We start from the raw sequence: 17,418 nt of genomic DNA, 5'->3' as shown, positions 1-17,418 counted from the left end.
GGGCGCAGGCCCCTAGCTGATATCTGCTGCTTTGATCCGGTCGACTACCCGGGATGCCAGGTCATCAGGACGGAACTTGGCCAGGAAGTCATCGGCACCGACCTTCTTGACCATCGCCTGATTGAATACCCCCGACAACGAAGTATGCAGGATGATATGAAGCTTTTGCATGCGCGGGTCGTTGCGGATTTCCGCCGTCAGGGTGTACCCGTCCATCTCCGGCATCTCGATGTCGGAGATCATCATCAGGAACTCTTCTTCCGGCTTCTTGCCCTCGTCGACCAGTTTGCGCAGGTAATCCAGCGCTTGCCGACCATCGTTCAACGCCACCACTTCGACGCCGACCGTTTGCAGGCAACGCGTGACCTGCTTGCGCGCCACCGAGGAGTCGTCGACCGTCAGCACGCGCAACGAAAGCGCCTTGTGCTGGGTTTCGACATCCACCACGCCGACGGAAATCGCTTCCGGCGTCGGTGCCACTTCCGCGAGCACCTTCTCGACATCGATGATTTCGACCAACTGATTGTCGACCCGCGTCACCGCCGTCAGGTAGTGATCGCGCCCGGTGCCCTTGGGTGGCGGATGGATCTCCTCCCAGTTCATGTTGACGATGCGCTCCACCGAGCGCACCAGGAAACCCTGGGTCTTGGTGTTGTACTCCGTGATGATCACGAACGGATTGTTCTTGTCCTTCAACGCACCGGAGCCGGTCGCCATCGCCAGATCAAGGATCGGAATGGTCGCCCCCCGGATGTTCGCCACGCCGCACACGACAGGACTGGACTTGGGCATCAACGTCAGTTGGGGGCATTGCAGCACCTCCCGAACCTTGAATACGTTGATCCCGTACAGCTGCTGGCCGTCGAGACGGAACAACAACAGCTCAAGGCGATTCTGCCCCACCAGTTGCGTGCGCTGGTTTACCGAATCCATTACACCAGCCATGCCCAGACTCCTACACCAACGCCAAGTGTTGTTGCGACGCGCCTTCATCACTAAACGGCACGGCGCTTGCTTTTTTAATCGTTATGAACACAGAACCGACATTTTTTCGACGCCTGACCACACCCTACCGCAAATTCCTCGGCGTGCTGGCGGCTGTTTGCCTGTTCAACGCTGGCAGCCCTGCCCTTGCTGACGCGGTTACCTTGCCTGACATGCTTATCGGCGTCACTCAGGGCTTTCTTGAATTCACCGTAGAAGACTATCTGGCAACCAGTCAAACCGAAGGTCGCTACGAGCTCCAGGTCAACCCGCTCGACCCGCGCATGCACATGCCGATGTGCGACAAGGAATTGACAGCAACGCTCGAGTCTCCAAAGCCGCTGGGACGGGTCTCGGTCAAGGTCCGCTGCGAGGGCGCCTCTCCCTGGACCGTGTTCGTACCCGCTCAAGTCCGCCTGTTTCGCGATGTCGTGACCAGCGCCCGGCCACTGCGCCGTGCCGCCATTGTCGAGCCTGAAGATGTGGTGCTGCGCGAGCGCGATATCAGCCTGATCAGCCAGGGCTACCTGACGTCCCTCGACCAGGCGATCGGGCAGCGATTGACCCGACCAATGGTCACCGACCAGGTGATTACCCTGGTACATATCGAACAGGCCGAGGTGATCCGCAAGGGGGATCAGGTCGTGATTACCGCCCGCAGCGGTACGCTCAGCGTGCGCATGCCCGGCGAAGCCCTGTCGAACGGCAGCCTGAGCGAACAGATCCGGGTGAAAAACCTCAACTCCCAACGAGTCATCAAGGCGCAGGTCATGGCGCCGGGGCAGGTGGAAGTGTCCATGTAAGGCGCTCTGCTCATCGGAATGTGGCGCTCGCCGCGGCTGTTCCCTAGACTGTGCTCCATGCAGGGCAAGCGCTGACGCGCGCGAGGTTCATTGATAAATGAGCCTAAAGTTTTCCAGGGAATGGCCGAAACCATGGCAAGCGTCCAAATTCCCAGAGGTTTTTTTTATCATGGTCATCGATTTCAGCCGTTTGAACAGCTCCTCGTCCCTTACGGGCAGTACACGTACCAGCGCCAGCAAGGAAAGCGCCGAAGCCGGCAAAACCGCGCCGCTGGAATCCACGGCCGAACAGGCCGGTACCGTCAACAGCGGGGAATCGGTACATATCAGCAATGAGGCTCAACAGTTGCAGAAGGTCACTGACACGCTGCGCGATCAGCCTGCCGTCGACAAAGCCCGCGTGGCCGAGTTGAAAGCAGCGATTGCCGATGGCAGCTATAAAGTCGACAGCAACCGTGTAGCCAGCAAACTGCTCAACTTCGAAGCCCAGCGCTAGGCCACCGCCGGCGCCAGGCTTTTGGACGCTTAAAACCCAAGGCCAGCCATGCACGACACTCAGCTACTGCAACTGATCACCGACGACTTTGCTCCAGCGCAACACCTGCTGGAATTGCTGCAGACCGAATCCCTCGCGTTGCATGGCCGTGACATGCCATTGCTCGAGGGTATCCTGGCGCAGAAACAGGCATTGGTCGTCTTGCTCGAACAGCATGGCCGCAAGCGCAGTGAAATTCTCGCCAGCCTCAACCTGCCGACCAACCGCGGCGGGCTGGAGCAACTGGCCAGCCAGTCGAGCATTGGCGACCAGTTGCTGGCGCAAAGTGACGTGCTGAGCGATCTCCTGGTCCAGTGCCAGGCCAGCAATGCCAGCAACGGTCAATCGATCCTCACTCAGCAGGCCGCTACGGCCACCCAGCTGAGAATTCTCAACGGTGGAGAAACCCCGGCGCTCTACGATGCCAGCGGAACATTCTCCAAGCTTGCTAAGCCGCGCCCGCTCAGTCAGGCTTAGGCCGCTTGATGCGCCCGCTCTATCCAAGACGCGAAGGATGCTGGCAAAATGCTGGCCAGTCGTAGTCAAATTTTGTCTGGAGATTGATTAACCGTGTCCAATGCCTTATCCGTGGATGATGCTCCGCAGCCCCCCAAGGTGCTCTCCACGCCCTTGGAAATCTCCAGCAATCTGCGCCAGCTGCTCGAAAGCCATGACCCACTGATCATCACCTTCCACGAGCGCAGCCAGCGCTTCCAGAGCTATCTGGTGGAACTGGACCGTGACAGCAACATGATTGCCCTGGACGAAATGATCCCTCGCGATGGCGAGCGCTACCTGATGGCGGGCGAACCCTTCAGGGTCGAAGGCTTCCACGAAGGTGTGCGCATTGCCTGGGAAAGCAACGGCCAATTGAACATCGACGAATCCGGTGGCAGCCGCTGCTATCGCGGCGCCCTGCCCGATGAAGTGGTGTACCACCAGCGCCGCAATGCGTTCCGCGCGGCATTGAAGCTGGCACAACTGGTCAACGTCAATCTCGACGGCGAAAAGCTCAAGACCCCCATCAGTGGCAAGCTGCTGGATATTTCCGCTACCGGCTGCAAACTGCGTTTCGACGGCGACATCACGGGCAGCCTGCAACTGGGCCAGGTGTACGACCGTTTCAACGCCGACCTGCCCTTTGGCAAGATGACGGCGCCGGTCGAGTTGCGTTATCTGCACTTCGAAGAAAAGATCTCCACCACCTTTGCCGGCGTTCGCTTCCACAACATGAGCGGACTGGTGCAGCGTCAGGTCGAACGTTTCGTCTACCAGCTGCAACGTGAAGCGCGTCGCTTCGACAAAGACGACATCTGATACAGCATCAATAAAAAACGGGCAGTCCCTTGCGGTGACTGCCCGTTTTTTTGTGCCCCGGCTTTAAGGCCTGGCTTCGCTGAAGTTAGGGTCCCGCCCTGTATCAGGGTCCTGCGGCGGCTGATCGGTTTCAGTTTCGGTGACAGGTTCAGGTTCAGATGCTGGCTCAGGATCTGGCCCGGTACTCACCGGAGTGTGCATCTGCTCCTGCACCACCTGCTCATCGACACGCGGGTCGAGGCAGGCCACCAGTGGCGAACTCGTCATATTGTCCGGCATGGCCACGTGATGCAGCGGTGCATCGTCGACCTGATGCAGGTTGGTCACCGCTTTCGGGCGAATCCGCCACACCAGCACCAACGCAAAGAAACTGAAGAACGCATAGAGCATCTGGCTGCCAAACAGCTTCATCAGCACACCTGCCACCAGCGGTCCGATACTCGCACCCACGCCATAGGTGACCAGCAACATCGCCGTCAGGGACACCCGGCGGTCGCCTTCGACGTGGTCATTGGAGAACGCCACCGCCAACGGATACAGGCAGAACTGCACCAGCGAGCAAAGGAAGCCGGCGATGAACAATACCTCCAGCGGCACCTGCGGCATGATCGCCAGCGGCAGTGCAGCCAGTGCCAGGCTGAACGCGAAACTGCGGATCAGCACGGCCCGATCGTAGCGGTCGGACAACCAGCCCAACGGCCACTGCACCAGCAGCCCGGCAAAAATGCAGCTACCCATGAACAGACCGACCTGCTCCGTGGACAACCCTTGCTGCGAGGCATACAGCGGCGCCAGACCGTAGAACGAACCAACAATCAGGCCCGCCCCGAGCACCGTACTCAATGATTGCGGGACACGCTTGATAAAGAACCGTGGCTCCATCGGCGCAGGATGCAAGGGTGCAGGGTGAATCCGCCGGGTCAGGGCCACAGGCACCAGGCACAGCGCAAAACACAGGGCGACCAGCATCAGCAGTTCCAGCCCCAGCGCCGGGTGCATGACCAGAATCAGCTGCCCCAGTACCAGGCCCAGGTACGAAGCGATCATGTAACCGCTGAATACCATGCCGCGCTGATTGGCATCGGCCTGCTCATTGAGCCAGCTCTCGATCACCATGTACTGGCACATCATGCCCAGACCCACTATGACCCGCAGGAACAGCCAGGCCGGCAGCCAATCGACCAGGCCATGGCCGAGCACCGCCGCGCCGACGATCCCGGCACAGGCCGAGTAGGCCCGGATATGCCCTACCCGGGCGATCAAGCGGTGTCCGATCTTGCCCCCCAGCACCAGGCCGAAATAGTTGGCGGCCATCAACGCACCGACCCACAGGCTGTCGACATGGTCGGCCGCCAGGCGCAAGCCCAGGTAAGTACTCAACAGGCCCGAGCCGATCAACATCATCAGCGAGGCGAAATACAGTGCTCGAAAGGATTTCCAGATTTGGCGCATCGGCGTTCCGAGCGGCTCCTTGCAGTGAGAATCGGCTATCGCTAAACGATAGCCGGATGTCGACAGATCGTCAGGCCTGGGTGGCTAAAACACGTCGTTCCCAGGGCGTAATTTCATCATGGAAACTGGTCAGCTCCAGGGTCTTCGAAGCGATGTAGCCTTCGATGAATTCCGTGCCGAACAGTTCCTTGGCCAACTGGCTACGTTTCAGACGCTCAAGAGCCGCATGCAAGGTACACGGCAATGAAAGATTGTCCGGTACTTCGAACTCACCCTGGATCGGTGCGCTCGGCTCCAATGCGTTCTCGATGCCATGCAACCCTGCCGCCAGGCTTGCGGCAATCGCCAGATACGGGTTGGCATCGGCCCCGGGCAAGCGGTTCTCGACCCGACGGGCCACCGGCAAACTGGCCGGGATTCGCAGGCCGGCCGCCCGGTTGTCGTGGGACCAGCAGGCATTGTTCGGCGAGGCGTAAGGGTGGCACAAGCGCTGATAGGAGTTCACGTTCGGCGCAAACAACGCGGTGAAGTCGGCCATGCACATTTGCTGACCGGCAATGAAATGGCGGAAGGTGGCCGTCTCCTGCCCCGCCTCGTCACTGAACACGTTACGCCCCGAATCGATCTCGACCACGCTCTGGTGGATATGCATCGAACTGCCCGGCGTATGCGCCAAGGGCTTGGCCATGCAGACCACGCTCAGGCCATGCTTGAGAGCCACTTCCTTGAGCAGGTGCTTGAACAGGAACGTCTGGTCGGCCAGCAGCAATGGATCGCCATGCAGCAGGTTGATCTCGAACTGGCTGACGCCCATCTCGTGCATGAAGGTATCGCGAGGCAATCCCAGCGCCGCCATGCACGCGTAGACTTCGTTGAAGAACGGCCGCAAGCCGTTATTGGAACTGACGCTGAACGCCGACTGACCGTCCTCGCGGCGACCGTCCTGCCCCACCGGTGGCTGGAACGGCTGAGTCGGGTCGGTGTTAGGCGCAAAAACGAAGAACTCAAGCTCGGTCGCCACCACGGGCGCCAGGCCGCGGGCCGCGTAACGGGCAATTACCGCCTTGAGCTGGCCACGGGTCGACAGGTTGGAGCTGGTGGTAGTGCCCAGTTCGTTCGCGTCGCAAATGGCGAAAGCACGCGGCGGGTTGCTCCAGGGCAAGCGGTGGATTTGTGCAGGGTCCGGAATCAGCGCCAGGTCGCCATCATCGCTGCCGTAAAACCGCGCCGGCGGGTATCCGCCCATGATGCATTGCAGCAGCACACCCCGCGCCAGCTGCAAACGTCGACCGTCGAGAAAACCCTCGGAGGTCATCACTTTGCCCCGTGGAACGCCATTCAAATCCGGCGTGACACATTCAACTTCATCAATGCCCGTCAATCGCTGCGCGAGTGAACTCAGGCCAACGGTCGTCATGACGCTATCCTTGTTATTGTGCGGGCCGCGAACGGCGACCGTACAAAATAGGCTCCGCGTGTTCGGAATTTCAAGCAGCGTCGATAAATATGCGGCCTGTCAGGGCAGGTAAAGACGAAACACCCCACCGCCCAACGGACCGCCATTGCTGATTTCGGTGTGCCCGCCCACGCCGTTGCGTTGATGCAGTGCGGCAATTCGTCCGGCAAAGTACAGGCCCAGGCCGGTGCTGCCGGTGCTTTGATTGATGCCCTGGGCGTAATCGGCCTGACGCTCGATCATCTGCGCCGGATACCCCTCGCCATCGTCATTGATGGTCAACACCAGTTGCCCGGCTTCGTCACTGACACTGATCAGAACGGCATGCCGTGCAAAACGAATGGCGTTGTTGATGCAGTTGGCCAATACCGACGCGATCAACTCGCGGTCGAAGAAACCCAGCGGGCTCAGCGGGTCCACTTCATAGGTGGCCATGATGCCGCGGCTGGCGAACACCTCTTGATGACACGCCAGTTGCGCTTCGATGAAGTCGTCCAGCTCATGGTAGGCCGGTTGCAGCGGCATCTGGTTGACGCCGAGCTTATACAGCCCCAGCAACTGCACCAGCATGCCGTTGAGGTGGGCGAACTCGAAGTCGATCACGCCCTGCTCCGGCGTCTGCTGCGCCGACTCCGGCAATCGCGCCAGCCACTGGCTGTGGGCCTGCATCAGCATGGCCAGCGAGTTCTTCATGTCATGCACGGTGGAGGCGATCACCGTAGAGAAGTCCAGTGCCTGTTCGTTGTCGTTCATTGGCCAAACGCCTTGCTTTTGAGCTTTTGGTAACGTGGAAAACGCGCGTCGGTGTCGGGCATCAGGCCGACCATTTTCAGGCAGGTCCGGCATTCCTCCAGCTCCGCCGAAGCGACGCTGGTATCGGTGCCGTGCAACAACGACTGCGCCATGTTCAGGGCAATACTGATGTTCTTCGGTTGCATGGCCAGGGCTTTGCGAAAGACCTGCCGGGCCTCCACCAGATTTCCGGTCTTGTAGACGCGCACGCCCTGACGGTTGAGTTCTGCGGCGGCGTTGCCGGAATTGAGGATGCTCGGGTCGTCGGTCTGCTTGGCGATGTCCTTCATGACCGCCGGATCGTCGCCATAAATTTCCACGCAGTTTTTCAGCATCGCGGTGCCGGCCTCGGACTGCCCGAGCATTTTCAGCTGCTTGGCCACCAATAACGCTGCTTCGGCGCTCATGAATTGCTCCATGCCATCGAGGCGCAACAGGGCCTGCTCGGTGAGCTTGTCGGCCGTTTCCGCATCGTTGATCAGCAGACTGGTGGCCTTCATCAAGCGTGCACGAATTTGCAGGCCAGGGTCGCCAGGGTTGTCCTTGGCCACTGCGCTCAGCGTGGTGTTGATTTCCAGCCGGGTGCGGGTATCCAGCCCCCTGTCGCTGCCCTTGCTGATCAAGGCGTGAGCCAGGCCGAGGTTACTTTCAGGGTCCTTGAAACGTGACTGCGCGCCTTGGGCCACAGCCTGACGATAGGCTTTGGAAGCGGTATCGAAGTCCTCGTTGGTCATTGCCAGCTTGCCCAGCAACGCTTGCCGGCGCACCGCCAGCGGCGACAGGCGGATCGCTTCCTCGAGAACGCGCTGCGCACCCTTGGTATCCCCTTCGGCGACCAGCACGTCAGCCATGCCGTCGTACAGCGACGGCATCATCGGGAACACTTTCAGGGCTTTTTCGTAAATACCTTTGGCCTGCCCGACCTGACCGCGCTTGAACAGCAACTTGCCCAACCCGGCAAATGCCCAAGGCAACGGACGGTCGGCGATGATGCCGTCGTACAGCCGCTCCAGCGCTTCGTTCTGATTGAGGTCGCGCAAGGCATCGGCGCGATAGCGCAGGCACAACGGCGAGTAACGGATGTCTTGCTTGCACAAGGCGATGCAGGCGTTGAGCACCTCCATCGGCTTGCCCCGGTCGAGGGCCTGCAGGATCGGCTTGAGCAAGGTCTTGCGCTGCTCCAGGCGCTCCAGGCGCTGGGCCAGGCTGGAACGGTTGAACGGCTTGGTCAGATAGGCATCGGGCTCATGCTCCAACGCACTGAGCACCATGGCCTGGCTGGTTTCGGCGGTGACCATCACGAACACCGCTTCATGGCTGATCAACTTTTCTTCCATCAGGTCTTCGAGCACCTGCTGGCCGTTCTTCTTGCCGTCGCCCAGGTGAAAGTCCTGCAGGATGAAATCGTAGGCCTTCTGCGAACACATTTTCAGCGCCTGTTCGCCGGTATCGGCAGTGTCCACTTCCTTGACGCCCAGTTCGCGCAGCATCGAGCGAACCGAACTGCGGAAGTCCGAGAAATCATCGACGATCAGAAAACGCTTTTGGTGATACGACAGCATCGAAGATTTCCAGGCAATTTAAGAAGGAGAACCCAAAGGCAAATACACGGACGGACTCAGCTTCGCAGCCCTTGATTTGGCGCGCAGATGATAACTGGTAGCTATTAGCCATCAAACAGCTTCTCATCGCCAGTCAGCACATGCACTGACCACCACAGATGAAGAAGCTCGTCACTGTCCGGGTTATCGGCCAGCCATGGCATTCCCTTGAGAACTACCCCCAATGCTCACTCTGAATAGGTGAAGGCGTTTCTGGAAACGAGACATCGCGCACAAAAACGTGCTGATTCATGAACAGCGGCAATACATGAACACCGCAATAACCAAGCGGCTGGCCAGGCGGATTTCGCCGATTAATTGACCATGTTGATATTAGCGCTCCTAAGTTAACACCACTCGTCGATTAATTGACGACCATGATGTGGATCCGATCTTGGCCATTGGCCATCTATGGCAGGCCTAATACCTTGATTTTCTAGGGCTACTCTCCCTTCTCGAGAGCATCGGATAGGCCTGTCCGCACCCGACCTGGATTGAGGACTGATGGATGGCCGGGCAGGTAGCGCTCCGGCTTGACCTAGAATCAGTTGAGAGGCGGGAGGGAGCACATCATCATGCGCAAACCACTGATAATTATTCGTATTTATCTGCTCTCCCGGGCCTTGGCTGCCTTCTGGAAACGTTCGCACCGCCTGCCGGTGGAGGCCATCATTGGTTTTTCAAGGAGGTCAGGAAGATCATGACTGACCCAAAAGAGCCAATTGGCGTGATGCTGATCGATTGTCGCCCCCTCGTACTCATGGGCCTTCACGACTTGATCAATGCCAGAAAGCCCCGGATGGAAGTGACAGGACAGGCCACCACCTATACCCAGGCGCTGGATCTTGCCGATCAGCTGCGGCCCGATGTCATTTTTTTCAGTTTCTTTCCGGATGCGCTGAATCCCCTGGATGTCGTCGCCGGACTCACCCGTAGCGCCGCAATGAAAGTGCTGCTGCTCAAGGGCCTGTACGAAGTTGTCCCCGCTGCCCAAGCGATAGAGGCCGGCGCTCGCGGCATCGTGTTGGCGGAAGACCCGACGGAATCGATTATCCAGGCCATCCTCAAGGTCCACCATAGCGACTGCGCAATGGATAGAGCCTGGGCCGGCGGCCTTTCCGGCTATGCCGCGAACGGGCATATACCCATGAAGTGCAATCTGGAGCAGGCAAAACAGGCGCGGTTGACGCTGCGCGAGAGAGAGCTGATTCGCGCCATCGTGGGCGAACCGTCCGCCAAATATGTAAGCATCGCCGGGCGCCTGGGGATCAGCGAGCACACCGTGCACAACCACCTCAGCAACATCTATCAAAAGCTTAATCTGATCAACCGCATCGACTTGCTGATGTATGCGCTGAAACATGGGCTCACCAACGAAGCGCCGACAGAGTCCGCCTGGGTGGAACTGGATTGAATTTCAGGTCGATACAAGGCGGTCTGCCCCTCACTTTCAGGGGCCAGGCCGTCACTGCTCCACCATACTTGTCACTGGCCCGGGACAGAGTGCCCCCGCAAGACTGATGTCGTTCTCGGTAAATCCTGCCTCGCCCACCTGCACCTACCCTGCGCGCTCTTCAAGCCTTGTGCTGCTCGCCAGCTCACAGCGCATAGGATCATGGGAATCGCGCATCAGAACTGCAAAGAGATTGCGAGGGTGGTTTCCTGCGCCACCCCCGCATCCTTTCATGCGCGCAAAGCCTCAGGCGCTGCCAAAAAAGATATCGGTACTCTGAACATCGACCCCGACCAAGGTGATGGTCGTTGTTTGACCGCCCGTCTCGGCAACCGTCACGACGCCGTCTGCGCCGGCGTTGTTGATCGATTGGACAACAGCGTTCGGATCACCGTTGAGCACCAGCTTGTCTTGCGTGCCTGAGCCCACATCGAAGCCGCTGACCTGGTACAGATTCTCATTGACTGACAGATCGATGTTGAACGCATCCTGCTTACCGATCGTGCCCACCAGCGAGAAGTCGAAGGCTGCGTTGGCCGGGTCATTGGCGAACAGGTTGGCGGCAAACGTACTCGTCGCCGAGTCCCCATCCTTGTCCGTCAACGTCGCACTGAACGCCAGCTGGACATCGCTGGCCAGACTCTCGCTCTGCTGAATGAACTGGATCACCGGGATCTTGACATCGCCCCGACCCATCGTCAGCTGGACAGCGTCAATCAGTGTCGCGCCCTCCTTCTGCACGAGGAAGGACACCTGCCCTCCAGCCTCCGGCGTCAGGGTGTTCACCTCGACGAGGCTCGAATTCGAGCCATCGGCATAGTAGATCCTGTAGTACAGGTCCTCGGTCGCCGTGTTGTAGCCCGCCACGGAGTTGTCGATGAAGACCTTCATGCCCGTCAGCAGGCTCTCTGGATTGATGACGAAACTTTCATCGGCGGTGCTGATTGCCGCCAGGTTATCGCCCTGGAAAACGTTGTTGCCGACGCCGATGCCGGACGTGCTGACGTTCATCGCCGCCGGGTCTATGTACGACGGCAGGGGGTTGGTCTGTAGCGTGGCTTCGGTGGGGTCGGGTGCTCCGAGCCCGATGCCGGTCAGGATGTCCGCAGTAGACGCAAGCGCCTTCGCGGAAAAGAACACGATCTCCTCGGATGTCGAAGGAATAGCCGGGTTACTCGTCTGAGGAATCAACAATGTGCGCACCGAGTCCGGGCCGCCGGCAGCGAGCGAGCCGTCGGCACTGCTGAGCACGATCGTCGAACTGAAGCCCTGCACCAGATCCAGTGCATAGCGACCATCGGCATAGGCGGTCAACGTGTAGTCGACGGTGGTATTCGCCGTCGCGGCATTGTTGTCGAAATCACCGGTCAAGGTTCCGGCGAACTGGTACGCGCCATTGACATCCGGTGACTGCGCCAGCTCGGTGAGCGTACCGGTCCCGGTCGTGGTCGTGTTGTCTGGCCTGACGAGGGTGAACTGGTTATTGACCAACGAGATATCCAGACCGGCCGCTCCCAGCCCGTCGGCTCCCGTTGCCATATTCCAGAACCCGGATTGCGCAAGGACGCTACCGGTCCCGATCAGGTTGCCGAAACTGAGTGCCGGCCCGTCGTCCTTGAACACCAGGTTCTGCCCGATGTTCAGCGTCGCCTGGGCGCTGTCGCCGTCCCCGTCGGTCTTGGTCGCGGTCAGTGTCACCAGGTTGTCCGAGGTCAACGTCTTCGAATCATCGGGATTGTTTGGGTCGGAATGCACCACAGCGCGGAGCTGGTCGAGCGTGACGCTACCATTGGCAGCGACGCCGACCGTGAACACCAGCAGGTTGCTCGTGGCCGTACGCCCTTCGACCACGGTGCCATTGAGCGACAGGGTCACCGCCTGGCCCGAGGCCGTGTCCGTCAGCCCGGAGGCCCCGGCCGCCACGCCCAGCGCATAGCTCAGCGTGCCCGCCCCATCGGCGCCAAATGCCGAGGTGAAGTTGGCAGCGAAGCTCTGGGTATCGTCGGTCGTCAGTAGCGTCTCGTCCACTGTCAGCGTTGGCTCCGCGCCGGTGGTGCTGATGCTCGGCCCGTCGTCCTTGAACACCAGGTTCTGCCCGATGTTCAGCGTCGCCTGGGCGCTGTCGCCCTCCTTGTCGGTTATGGTCGCCGTCAGCGTCACCAGGTTGTCCGAGGTCAACGTCGTCGAATCATCCGGATTGGTTGTGTTGGGATGGACCACGGCCCGGAGTTGGTCGAGTGTGACGCTGCCATCGGCGGCGACGCTGACCGTGAACACCAGCAGGTTGCCGAGGGCTGTACGCCCTTCCACCACGGCGCCATTGAGCGACAGATTGATCGCCTGGCCCGAGGCTGTGTCCGTCAGCCCGCAGGCTCCGGCCACCATGCCCAGCGCATAGGTCAGGGTGCCTGCCCCATCGGCGCCAAACGCCGAGTTGAAGTTGGCGGCAAAGCTCTGAGTGGCGTCGGTCGCCAGCAGCGTCTCGTCCACTGTCAGCGTGGGCTCCGCGCCGGTGGTGGTGATGCTCGGCCCATCGTCCTTGAACACCAGGTTCTGCCCGATGTTCAGGGTCGCCTGGGCGCTGTCGCCGTCCCCGTCGGTCTTGGTCGCGATCAGCGTCACCAGGTTGTCCGAGGTCAGGCTCGTCGAATCATCCGGATTGGTTGGGTCGGGATGGACCACGGCGCGAAGCTGGTCGAGCGTGACGCTGCCATCGGCGGTCACGCTGACCGTGAATACCAGCAGGTTGCCGAGGGCTGTACGCCCTTCGACCACGGCGCCATTGAGCGACAGGTTGACTGCCTCGCCCGAGGCCGTGTCCGTCAGCCCGCAAGCCCCGGCCACCATGCCCAGCGCATAAGTCAGCGTCCCGGCACCATCAGCACCAAACGCCGAGTTGAAGTTGGCGGCGAAGCTCTGGGTATCGTTGGTCGCCAGCACCGTCTCGTCCACCGTCAGCGTCGGTTCCGTACCAGTGGTGCTGATGCTCGGGCCATCGTCGTCGAAGATGATCCTGGAGCCGATTTCGGCTTTCGAAATAGAGGCCTGGACCAGCGTGAAACCACCGATATCAAAATCGGCGTGCTCATTGCCCTTGGCATTGACGGCCGCCCCGTTCTCGACAAGCACGCGGTTGTGGTCCGACGTCGTGGTGTATTCAATCTGGTAGCCGGCTTTAACGCCGGTGATGGTTGCAACCCCTGCTGCAAAGCTGATGGTGATGGCCGGATCATTCACCGAGCCGTTTGAATTTTCGATCACCTGCCCGGTACTGTTGAAGACGCGAACATTGCTGATGGCCACCGACGCATCATTCCCATACCCATTGATGAAATTCGTGCCGGGTTCAGCAGCGGTGCTGAATGCGCTGACCCTTACCACGGCACTCTTGCCGCTTTGCAACTGCACAACGTCGAAACTGGCCGACTTCGCATTGAAGACGCCGGTAAAGTCGACGTTGGATTCAACATCGGCTTCGTTCTGGTCCAGGTTGGGAATGGTCACATTCTGCCTGGCACCCGTGACGAACGAAAAGCGGATGCCCTCTTGCTCCACAATCATCTGATTGTTGGTACCGAAGGTGGTCGGCCCCCCCGCCTGACTGGTATTGATCGTGTCGCCAGTCGTTATATTGACGCCGCTTGACTGGTCTGCGGGGTCTTTGCCGGTGGCGATGATGGTGGGATCCGTGATCCGCAACACACCTGCGACATCGACAACGTTCGGGTTCGCCTTCGTGAACATCAGGAAGAGGTTCTGACCGGACGGCGCATTGGCCAGGCTGAATTCCAGGTCCTGGCTGGCCCCGATGAAAACCTTATCCGCCAGATTGAGCGAATCATCGGCATTCGTCACGACGGGATGTTTGAGTGGTTGGTACTCCACGGTCCAGATCTTGCCGCCCGTGACCGGCGATCCGGTTTCCTCTATATAGGCGGCGAACACGATCGCGCCGGTTGCGCTCCCGGCTCGGCCCACGACGATGTTGTTGTTCGTATCTGTATAGAGAAGGATGCTGGTGCCATCGAGGGTATCCAGTCCACTGTCCACGCCATTGAGCGGTGCACCGGAACTGCCGACGAAGCTGATATCGGTAATGGTGGCTCCAGGGTCAGCGGTGATGGTGAATGCATTGCTGCCCGTGTTGCCCGCGGCACCGGTATAGCCACTCAAGGCCGCGCCCGTGGCAGTACCTGCCCCCAGTGCGGCTAAACGGGTTGTGAAGGTCGAAGGCAGGGACGCCACCAGAATGTCGTTGTCGTCAGCGTCCCCCGCAGGGGTTGGCGTGGCAGTGGCGTTCTGCAACCCGGCCGTTTCGTCCAGTGTCACGTCCTCGCCAGTCGCCACGACGCCCAAAACGCTGTCCGTAAACGAAGTTGTCGCCATGGCGTCGTCACCGCTGCCGATCACTCCATCGACGCCCGCAGAGGCCGCGGTTAGCAGAAACGTTGCGCCCGCTGAGTCGTCGGGATTCACGTACCAGGAAGTGGTGACGCTGCCGTTGACCTGGCCGTCGAGATCGCCGGCACCGCCGTCGGTCACGGACCAGGGCTCGTGACCCGCGCCGGTGTTGGTATCGAGCACATCGTCGGACGTGCCCCACACGCTATCCGCGCCAGCACCGACGGCGTGGTCCACTTCGAGCGTGACTGTGCTGCCGGCAGCGAAACCGCTGGCCGTGATGATGGCAGTGCTGCCCGGTGCGTAGTCTTTAAGGTTGGTGGTGACGGTCGGAATGTAGGTAAAAGTCCAGTCGTGGCTGACGGGTGAAGGATGGTCACCGGCGTTACTGGTCAGGTCATTCGTTAGCGATGAGGTTCTCTTGCGCATAGCCATGACTTTCTCCTGAGCGGGGGTCCAGTCATCGGAGGTCGACCTTGGACCATTTTCTGATCTATAGGTCCAACTATGAACAAGCACTGCAGGCCGCACATCCGCGGAAACTCCCAGACGGAATGGGAGATTCAGACTACGTGGGAGAGGAGGACGGAAAGTCGCGAAGACAGGGTTGATGGCTTCGATAAATCCAGGGCACCTGAATCTGTCGAGTTTTATCTACAAGTCGTGAAAAGGAAGCGTTGAAACAGGCGGGGAACTGAAGAATATGGTGTCCCAGGGCAGGTTCGAACTGCCAACCTTCCCCTTAGGAGGGGGATGCTCTATCCAATTGAGCTACTGAGACACAAGTCGACCGCGAAGAAACGCGGTGCGATGGACGGCGTGCATGTTAACGGCCGGGCTGGCTTTTGTCATGTCGTCCGTGGGCTTTTTAAGTGTAGGCAGACGCCTCGGCCGGGCGCGGACTTGTTTACCGTGCAAATTGCATCACTGCAAAAAGCTATCATTGCAAAATGCAATATGGAGCCTTACCAAAAATAACTTAATTCATTGTTTTTAAAGAATTTAATTGTCGATAGACTCTGGCATGCGAGCTGCTTCTGCTGTTCTCACAGAACAACCGAGGTCCGCGCCATGAAATGCGCCCTTTTACTCTCGAATGCACTCGCACTGGCAGTTTTACTGGGATTTCATTTTTTTCCCGAAAGCAGCGCTACGCAGATTGCCCAACGCATCCCGCATTACCTTCAATTGCAAAAGGCTCCGCAGCTGGCAGCGATAAGCGACCAGCACGGCTTTGTCAGCCAGGAGGTCAGCCAGGAAAACATCCCGGTGCCGAACCCGCCGGCCGAACGTTTGGTATTTTGAATCCCCCACCAGGAGCACCGCATGTCCAGATCAGCCGCGAGTTTTTTCATCCTCGCCTTGTTGAGCGGCATTTTTCATTTGTCATTGACCCAGGACATGGTCGTCACCCTCCCCCTGATCGTCTGTGGTGTATTCACCGCTCTATTCGTGCTCGCATTGATTGCCGGACGCAAGATCAAGTTTGATCCGGTCCTGCGTTGACCCTGGCTTGGCAGATTCAGTGCAAGGGCCTGTCTTCCATCCTGAATTCAGCCCCTCAATACCACCTCCCCTAGTAAATCGGCCATTTGCCACTATTCTGTAAAGGCAAGGAGCAGGGATCGAGTCCGCTTTTTCTTCCCGCCAGAGACCTTTCGTCGGTCGGAGAGAGCACCAAGCGAAACGGCCCGGTCAAACTTTTCAAACCAGTGCGCATTTCTGATAATTGGTGCTGGCAGAACGCCTTTATCCAGTTCAATATTTGTCACAGAATTGACGCCAAGGATCTGGCTTGTTTGAGGCATGATGCGCGCCTCTATCAATTCAGGTTGAACATTTGGTCAGAGAGCTTGTCCTATCAGACATCCTGCGGCCAATCCCGAAAACCGCTCCCCTGAACTAACCGGTTAAATATATGCGCCCATTGAAACAGGCAATTTATTCCAGCCGTACGGCTGACAAGTTCGTCGTACGTCTGCCAGACGGAATGCGTGAACGCATTGCCGAAGTGGCTCGCAATCATCATCGCAGCATGAACTCCGAAATCATTGCGCGCCTTGAGCAGAGTCTTATTCAGGAAGGCGCACTGGGAGAAGAGTTGAGCATGCGCCTGGACAGCCCGGAGCTTTCCTTGCACGAACGGGAGCTGCTGCAACGCTTCCGCCAACTCTCACATCGACAGCAGAACGCTCTGGTTTCGCTGATCGCTCATGACGCTGAAATGGCCGCCGACGCGTCCTGATTCAGCCAGAAAGCTCAAGCCAGCCTGATCGCTGGCTTTTTTTTTGGCTATTTCACTGGCCTGAGCATGGGCTCCTACAGACGCGGTCCATTGTGGGAGCCAGCTTGCCAGCGATGGTCGTTAACGATAACGCAGGCAAACTGGATAAACGCGGCGCGCTTGAGTCCATCGCCAGCAGGCTGGCTCCTACAGTTTCAGCGTGGGCACGGCCCCTTGTGGGAGCTGGCTTGCCAGCGATGGTCGTTAACGATAACGCAGGCAAACTGGATAAACGCGGCGCGCTTGAGTCCATCGCCAGCAGGCTGGCTCCTACAGTTTCAGCGTGGGCACGGCCCCTTGTGGGAGCTGGCTTGCCAGCGATGGTCGTTAACGATAACGC

15 protein-coding genes and 1 tRNA gene are annotated in these 17,418 nt (G+C 59.2%); 9 read left to right on the top strand and 7 right to left on the bottom strand.

The features are described 5' to 3' along the window. Positions 1–12 precede the first annotated feature (12 nt). A complete protein-coding gene (locus KW841_RS20425) occupies positions 13–945 on the bottom strand; it encodes a chemotaxis protein CheV (RefSeq protein ID WP_015096472.1) in 933 nt (310 codons plus the stop codon). Positions 946–1,028: 83 nt separating this feature from the next. Between KW841_RS20425 and flgA the strand changes: the two genes are divergently transcribed. The 4 genes from flgA (at position 1,029) to KW841_RS20405 (ending at position 3,639) form a co-directional block, all read left to right on the top strand. Continuing rightward, positions 1,029–1,787 carry a flagellar basal body P-ring formation chaperone FlgA gene (flgA, locus tag KW841_RS20420; RefSeq protein WP_218479502.1) on the top strand — a complete coding sequence of 253 codons (759 nt, stop codon included), beginning with the start codon at positions 1,029–1,031 and terminating at the stop codon, positions 1,785–1,787. A gap of 169 nt (positions 1,788–1,956) precedes the next feature. Beyond that, positions 1,957–2,283, top strand: coding sequence for a flagellar biosynthesis anti-sigma factor FlgM (gene flgM / locus KW841_RS20415; RefSeq protein WP_218479500.1), 327 nt, complete (start codon positions 1,957–1,959; stop codon positions 2,281–2,283). A 48-nt stretch (positions 2,284–2,331) separates the two neighbouring features. Then, complete coding sequence (locus KW841_RS20410) at positions 2,332–2,799, top strand: flagella synthesis protein FlgN (RefSeq protein ID WP_218479498.1); 468 nt, start codon at positions 2,332–2,334, stop codon at positions 2,797–2,799. Between the two features lie 93 nt (positions 2,800–2,892). Beyond that, positions 2,893–3,639: a flagellar brake protein gene (locus tag KW841_RS20405; protein WP_218479495.1), complete on the top strand. Its 747-nt coding sequence runs from the start codon at positions 2,893–2,895 to the stop codon at positions 3,637–3,639. A gap of 63 nt (positions 3,640–3,702) precedes the next feature. Here KW841_RS20405 and KW841_RS20400 read toward each other — a convergent pair whose 3' ends face one another. From KW841_RS20400 to KW841_RS20385, 4 genes are all read right to left on the bottom strand, one after another. Next, positions 3,703–5,091 carry an MFS transporter gene (locus KW841_RS20400; protein WP_218479493.1) on the bottom strand — a complete coding sequence of 463 codons (1,389 nt, stop codon included), beginning with the start codon at positions 5,089–5,091 and terminating at the stop codon, positions 3,703–3,705. Between the two features lie 70 nt (positions 5,092–5,161). Further along, entirely contained in the window at positions 5,162–6,406 is a 1,245-nt protein-coding gene (locus KW841_RS20395; RefSeq protein ID WP_218479744.1) for a glutamine synthetase family protein, read from the bottom strand. A gap of 201 nt (positions 6,407–6,607) precedes the next feature. After that, positions 6,608–7,300, bottom strand: coding sequence for a sensor histidine kinase KdpD (locus KW841_RS20390; protein WP_218479491.1), 693 nt, complete (start codon positions 7,298–7,300; stop codon positions 6,608–6,610). Then, on the bottom strand, positions 7,297–8,901 hold the full coding sequence (locus tag KW841_RS20385; protein WP_218479489.1) for a tetratricopeptide repeat-containing response regulator: 1,605 nt from the start codon (positions 8,899–8,901) through the stop codon (positions 7,297–7,299). The genes KW841_RS20390 and KW841_RS20385 overlap by 4 nt, the downstream gene beginning before the upstream one ends. A 614-nt stretch (positions 8,902–9,515) precedes the next feature. Here KW841_RS20385 and KW841_RS29745 point away from each other — a divergent pair. Both KW841_RS29745 and KW841_RS20380 read left to right on the top strand, forming a co-directional pair. After that, positions 9,516–9,644, top strand: a complete 129-nt coding sequence (locus KW841_RS29745) for a hypothetical protein (protein ID WP_256357896.1) — start codon at positions 9,516–9,518, stop codon at positions 9,642–9,644. Next, positions 9,641–10,354, top strand: coding sequence for a response regulator transcription factor (locus KW841_RS20380; RefSeq protein WP_218479488.1), 714 nt, complete (start codon positions 9,641–9,643; stop codon positions 10,352–10,354). Before KW841_RS29745 ends, KW841_RS20380 begins: the two co-directional genes overlap by 4 nt. A 285-nt stretch (positions 10,355–10,639) precedes the next feature. Here KW841_RS20380 and KW841_RS20375 read toward each other — a convergent pair whose 3' ends face one another. Beyond that, entirely contained in the window at positions 10,640–14,779 is a 4,140-nt protein-coding gene (locus tag KW841_RS20375) for a DUF5801 repeats-in-toxin domain-containing protein (RefSeq protein ID WP_256357904.1), read from the bottom strand. A gap of 719 nt (positions 14,780–15,498) precedes the next feature. Continuing rightward, positions 15,499–15,575: transfer RNA gene (locus KW841_RS20370), tRNA-Arg, on the bottom strand. A 290-nt stretch (positions 15,576–15,865) separates the two neighbouring features. On the opposite strand from KW841_RS20370, the gene KW841_RS20365 reads away from it, so the two are divergent. The 3 genes from KW841_RS20365 (at position 15,866) to KW841_RS20355 (ending at position 17,039) form a co-directional block, all read left to right on the top strand. Then, positions 15,866–16,099: a hypothetical protein gene (locus KW841_RS20365; protein WP_218479484.1), complete on the top strand. Its 234-nt coding sequence runs from the start codon at positions 15,866–15,868 to the stop codon at positions 16,097–16,099. A 21-nt stretch (positions 16,100–16,120) separates the two neighbouring features. After that, a complete protein-coding gene (locus tag KW841_RS20360; protein ID WP_218479482.1) occupies positions 16,121–16,300 on the top strand; it encodes a PA3371 family protein in 180 nt (59 codons plus the stop codon). Positions 16,301–16,712: 412 nt separating this feature from the next. Then, on the top strand, positions 16,713–17,039 hold the full coding sequence (locus tag KW841_RS20355) for an Arc family DNA-binding protein (protein WP_003178899.1): 327 nt from the start codon (positions 16,713–16,715) through the stop codon (positions 17,037–17,039). Positions 17,040–17,418 lie beyond the last annotated feature (379 nt).

This window comes from Pseudomonas sp. PDM28, assembly GCF_019219115.1.
Taxonomy (GTDB): domain Bacteria; phylum Pseudomonadota; class Gammaproteobacteria; order Pseudomonadales; family Pseudomonadaceae; genus Aquipseudomonas; species Aquipseudomonas laurylsulfatiphila.
The sequence above is the reverse complement of the archived record's forward strand: the minus strand, read 5'-3'. Positions and strand labels throughout refer to the sequence as shown.

What these genes read in the sequence shown, in the direction of transcription:
- KW841_RS20400 (WP_218479493.1), bottom strand. Translation starts at nt 5,091, where the DNA reads ATGCGCCAAATCTGGAAATCCTTTCGAGCACTGTATTTCGCCTCGCTG.
- KW841_RS20375 (WP_256357904.1), bottom strand. Translation starts at nt 14,779, where the DNA reads ATGGCGACAACTTCGTTTACGGACAGCGTTTTGGGCGTCGTGGCGACT.
- KW841_RS20425 (WP_015096472.1), bottom strand. Translation starts at nt 945, where the DNA reads ATGGCTGGTGTAATGGATTCGGTAAACCAGCGCACGCAACTGGTGGGG.
- KW841_RS20380 (WP_218479488.1), top strand. Translation starts at nt 9,641, where the DNA reads ATGACTGACCCAAAAGAGCCAATTGGCGTGATGCTGATCGATTGTCGC.
- flgA (WP_218479502.1), top strand. Translation starts at nt 1,029, where the DNA reads ATGAACACAGAACCGACATTTTTTCGACGCCTGACCACACCCTACCGC.
- KW841_RS20395 (WP_218479744.1), bottom strand. Translation starts at nt 6,406, where the DNA reads ATGACCTCCGAGGGTTTTCTCGACGGTCGACGTTTGCAGCTGGCGCGG.
- KW841_RS20360 (WP_218479482.1), top strand. Translation starts at nt 16,121, where the DNA reads ATGTCCAGATCAGCCGCGAGTTTTTTCATCCTCGCCTTGTTGAGCGGC.
- KW841_RS20365 (WP_218479484.1), top strand. Translation starts at nt 15,866, where the DNA reads ATGAAATGCGCCCTTTTACTCTCGAATGCACTCGCACTGGCAGTTTTA.
- flgM (WP_218479500.1), top strand. Translation starts at nt 1,957, where the DNA reads ATGGTCATCGATTTCAGCCGTTTGAACAGCTCCTCGTCCCTTACGGGC.
- KW841_RS20355 (WP_003178899.1), top strand. Translation starts at nt 16,713, where the DNA reads ATGCGCCCATTGAAACAGGCAATTTATTCCAGCCGTACGGCTGACAAG.
- KW841_RS20390 (WP_218479491.1), bottom strand. Translation starts at nt 7,300, where the DNA reads ATGAACGACAACGAACAGGCACTGGACTTCTCTACGGTGATCGCCTCC.
- KW841_RS29745 (WP_256357896.1), top strand. Translation starts at nt 9,516, where the DNA reads ATGCGCAAACCACTGATAATTATTCGTATTTATCTGCTCTCCCGGGCC.
- KW841_RS20410 (WP_218479498.1), top strand. Translation starts at nt 2,332, where the DNA reads ATGCACGACACTCAGCTACTGCAACTGATCACCGACGACTTTGCTCCA.
- KW841_RS20385 (WP_218479489.1), bottom strand. Translation starts at nt 8,901, where the DNA reads ATGCTGTCGTATCACCAAAAGCGTTTTCTGATCGTCGATGATTTCTCG.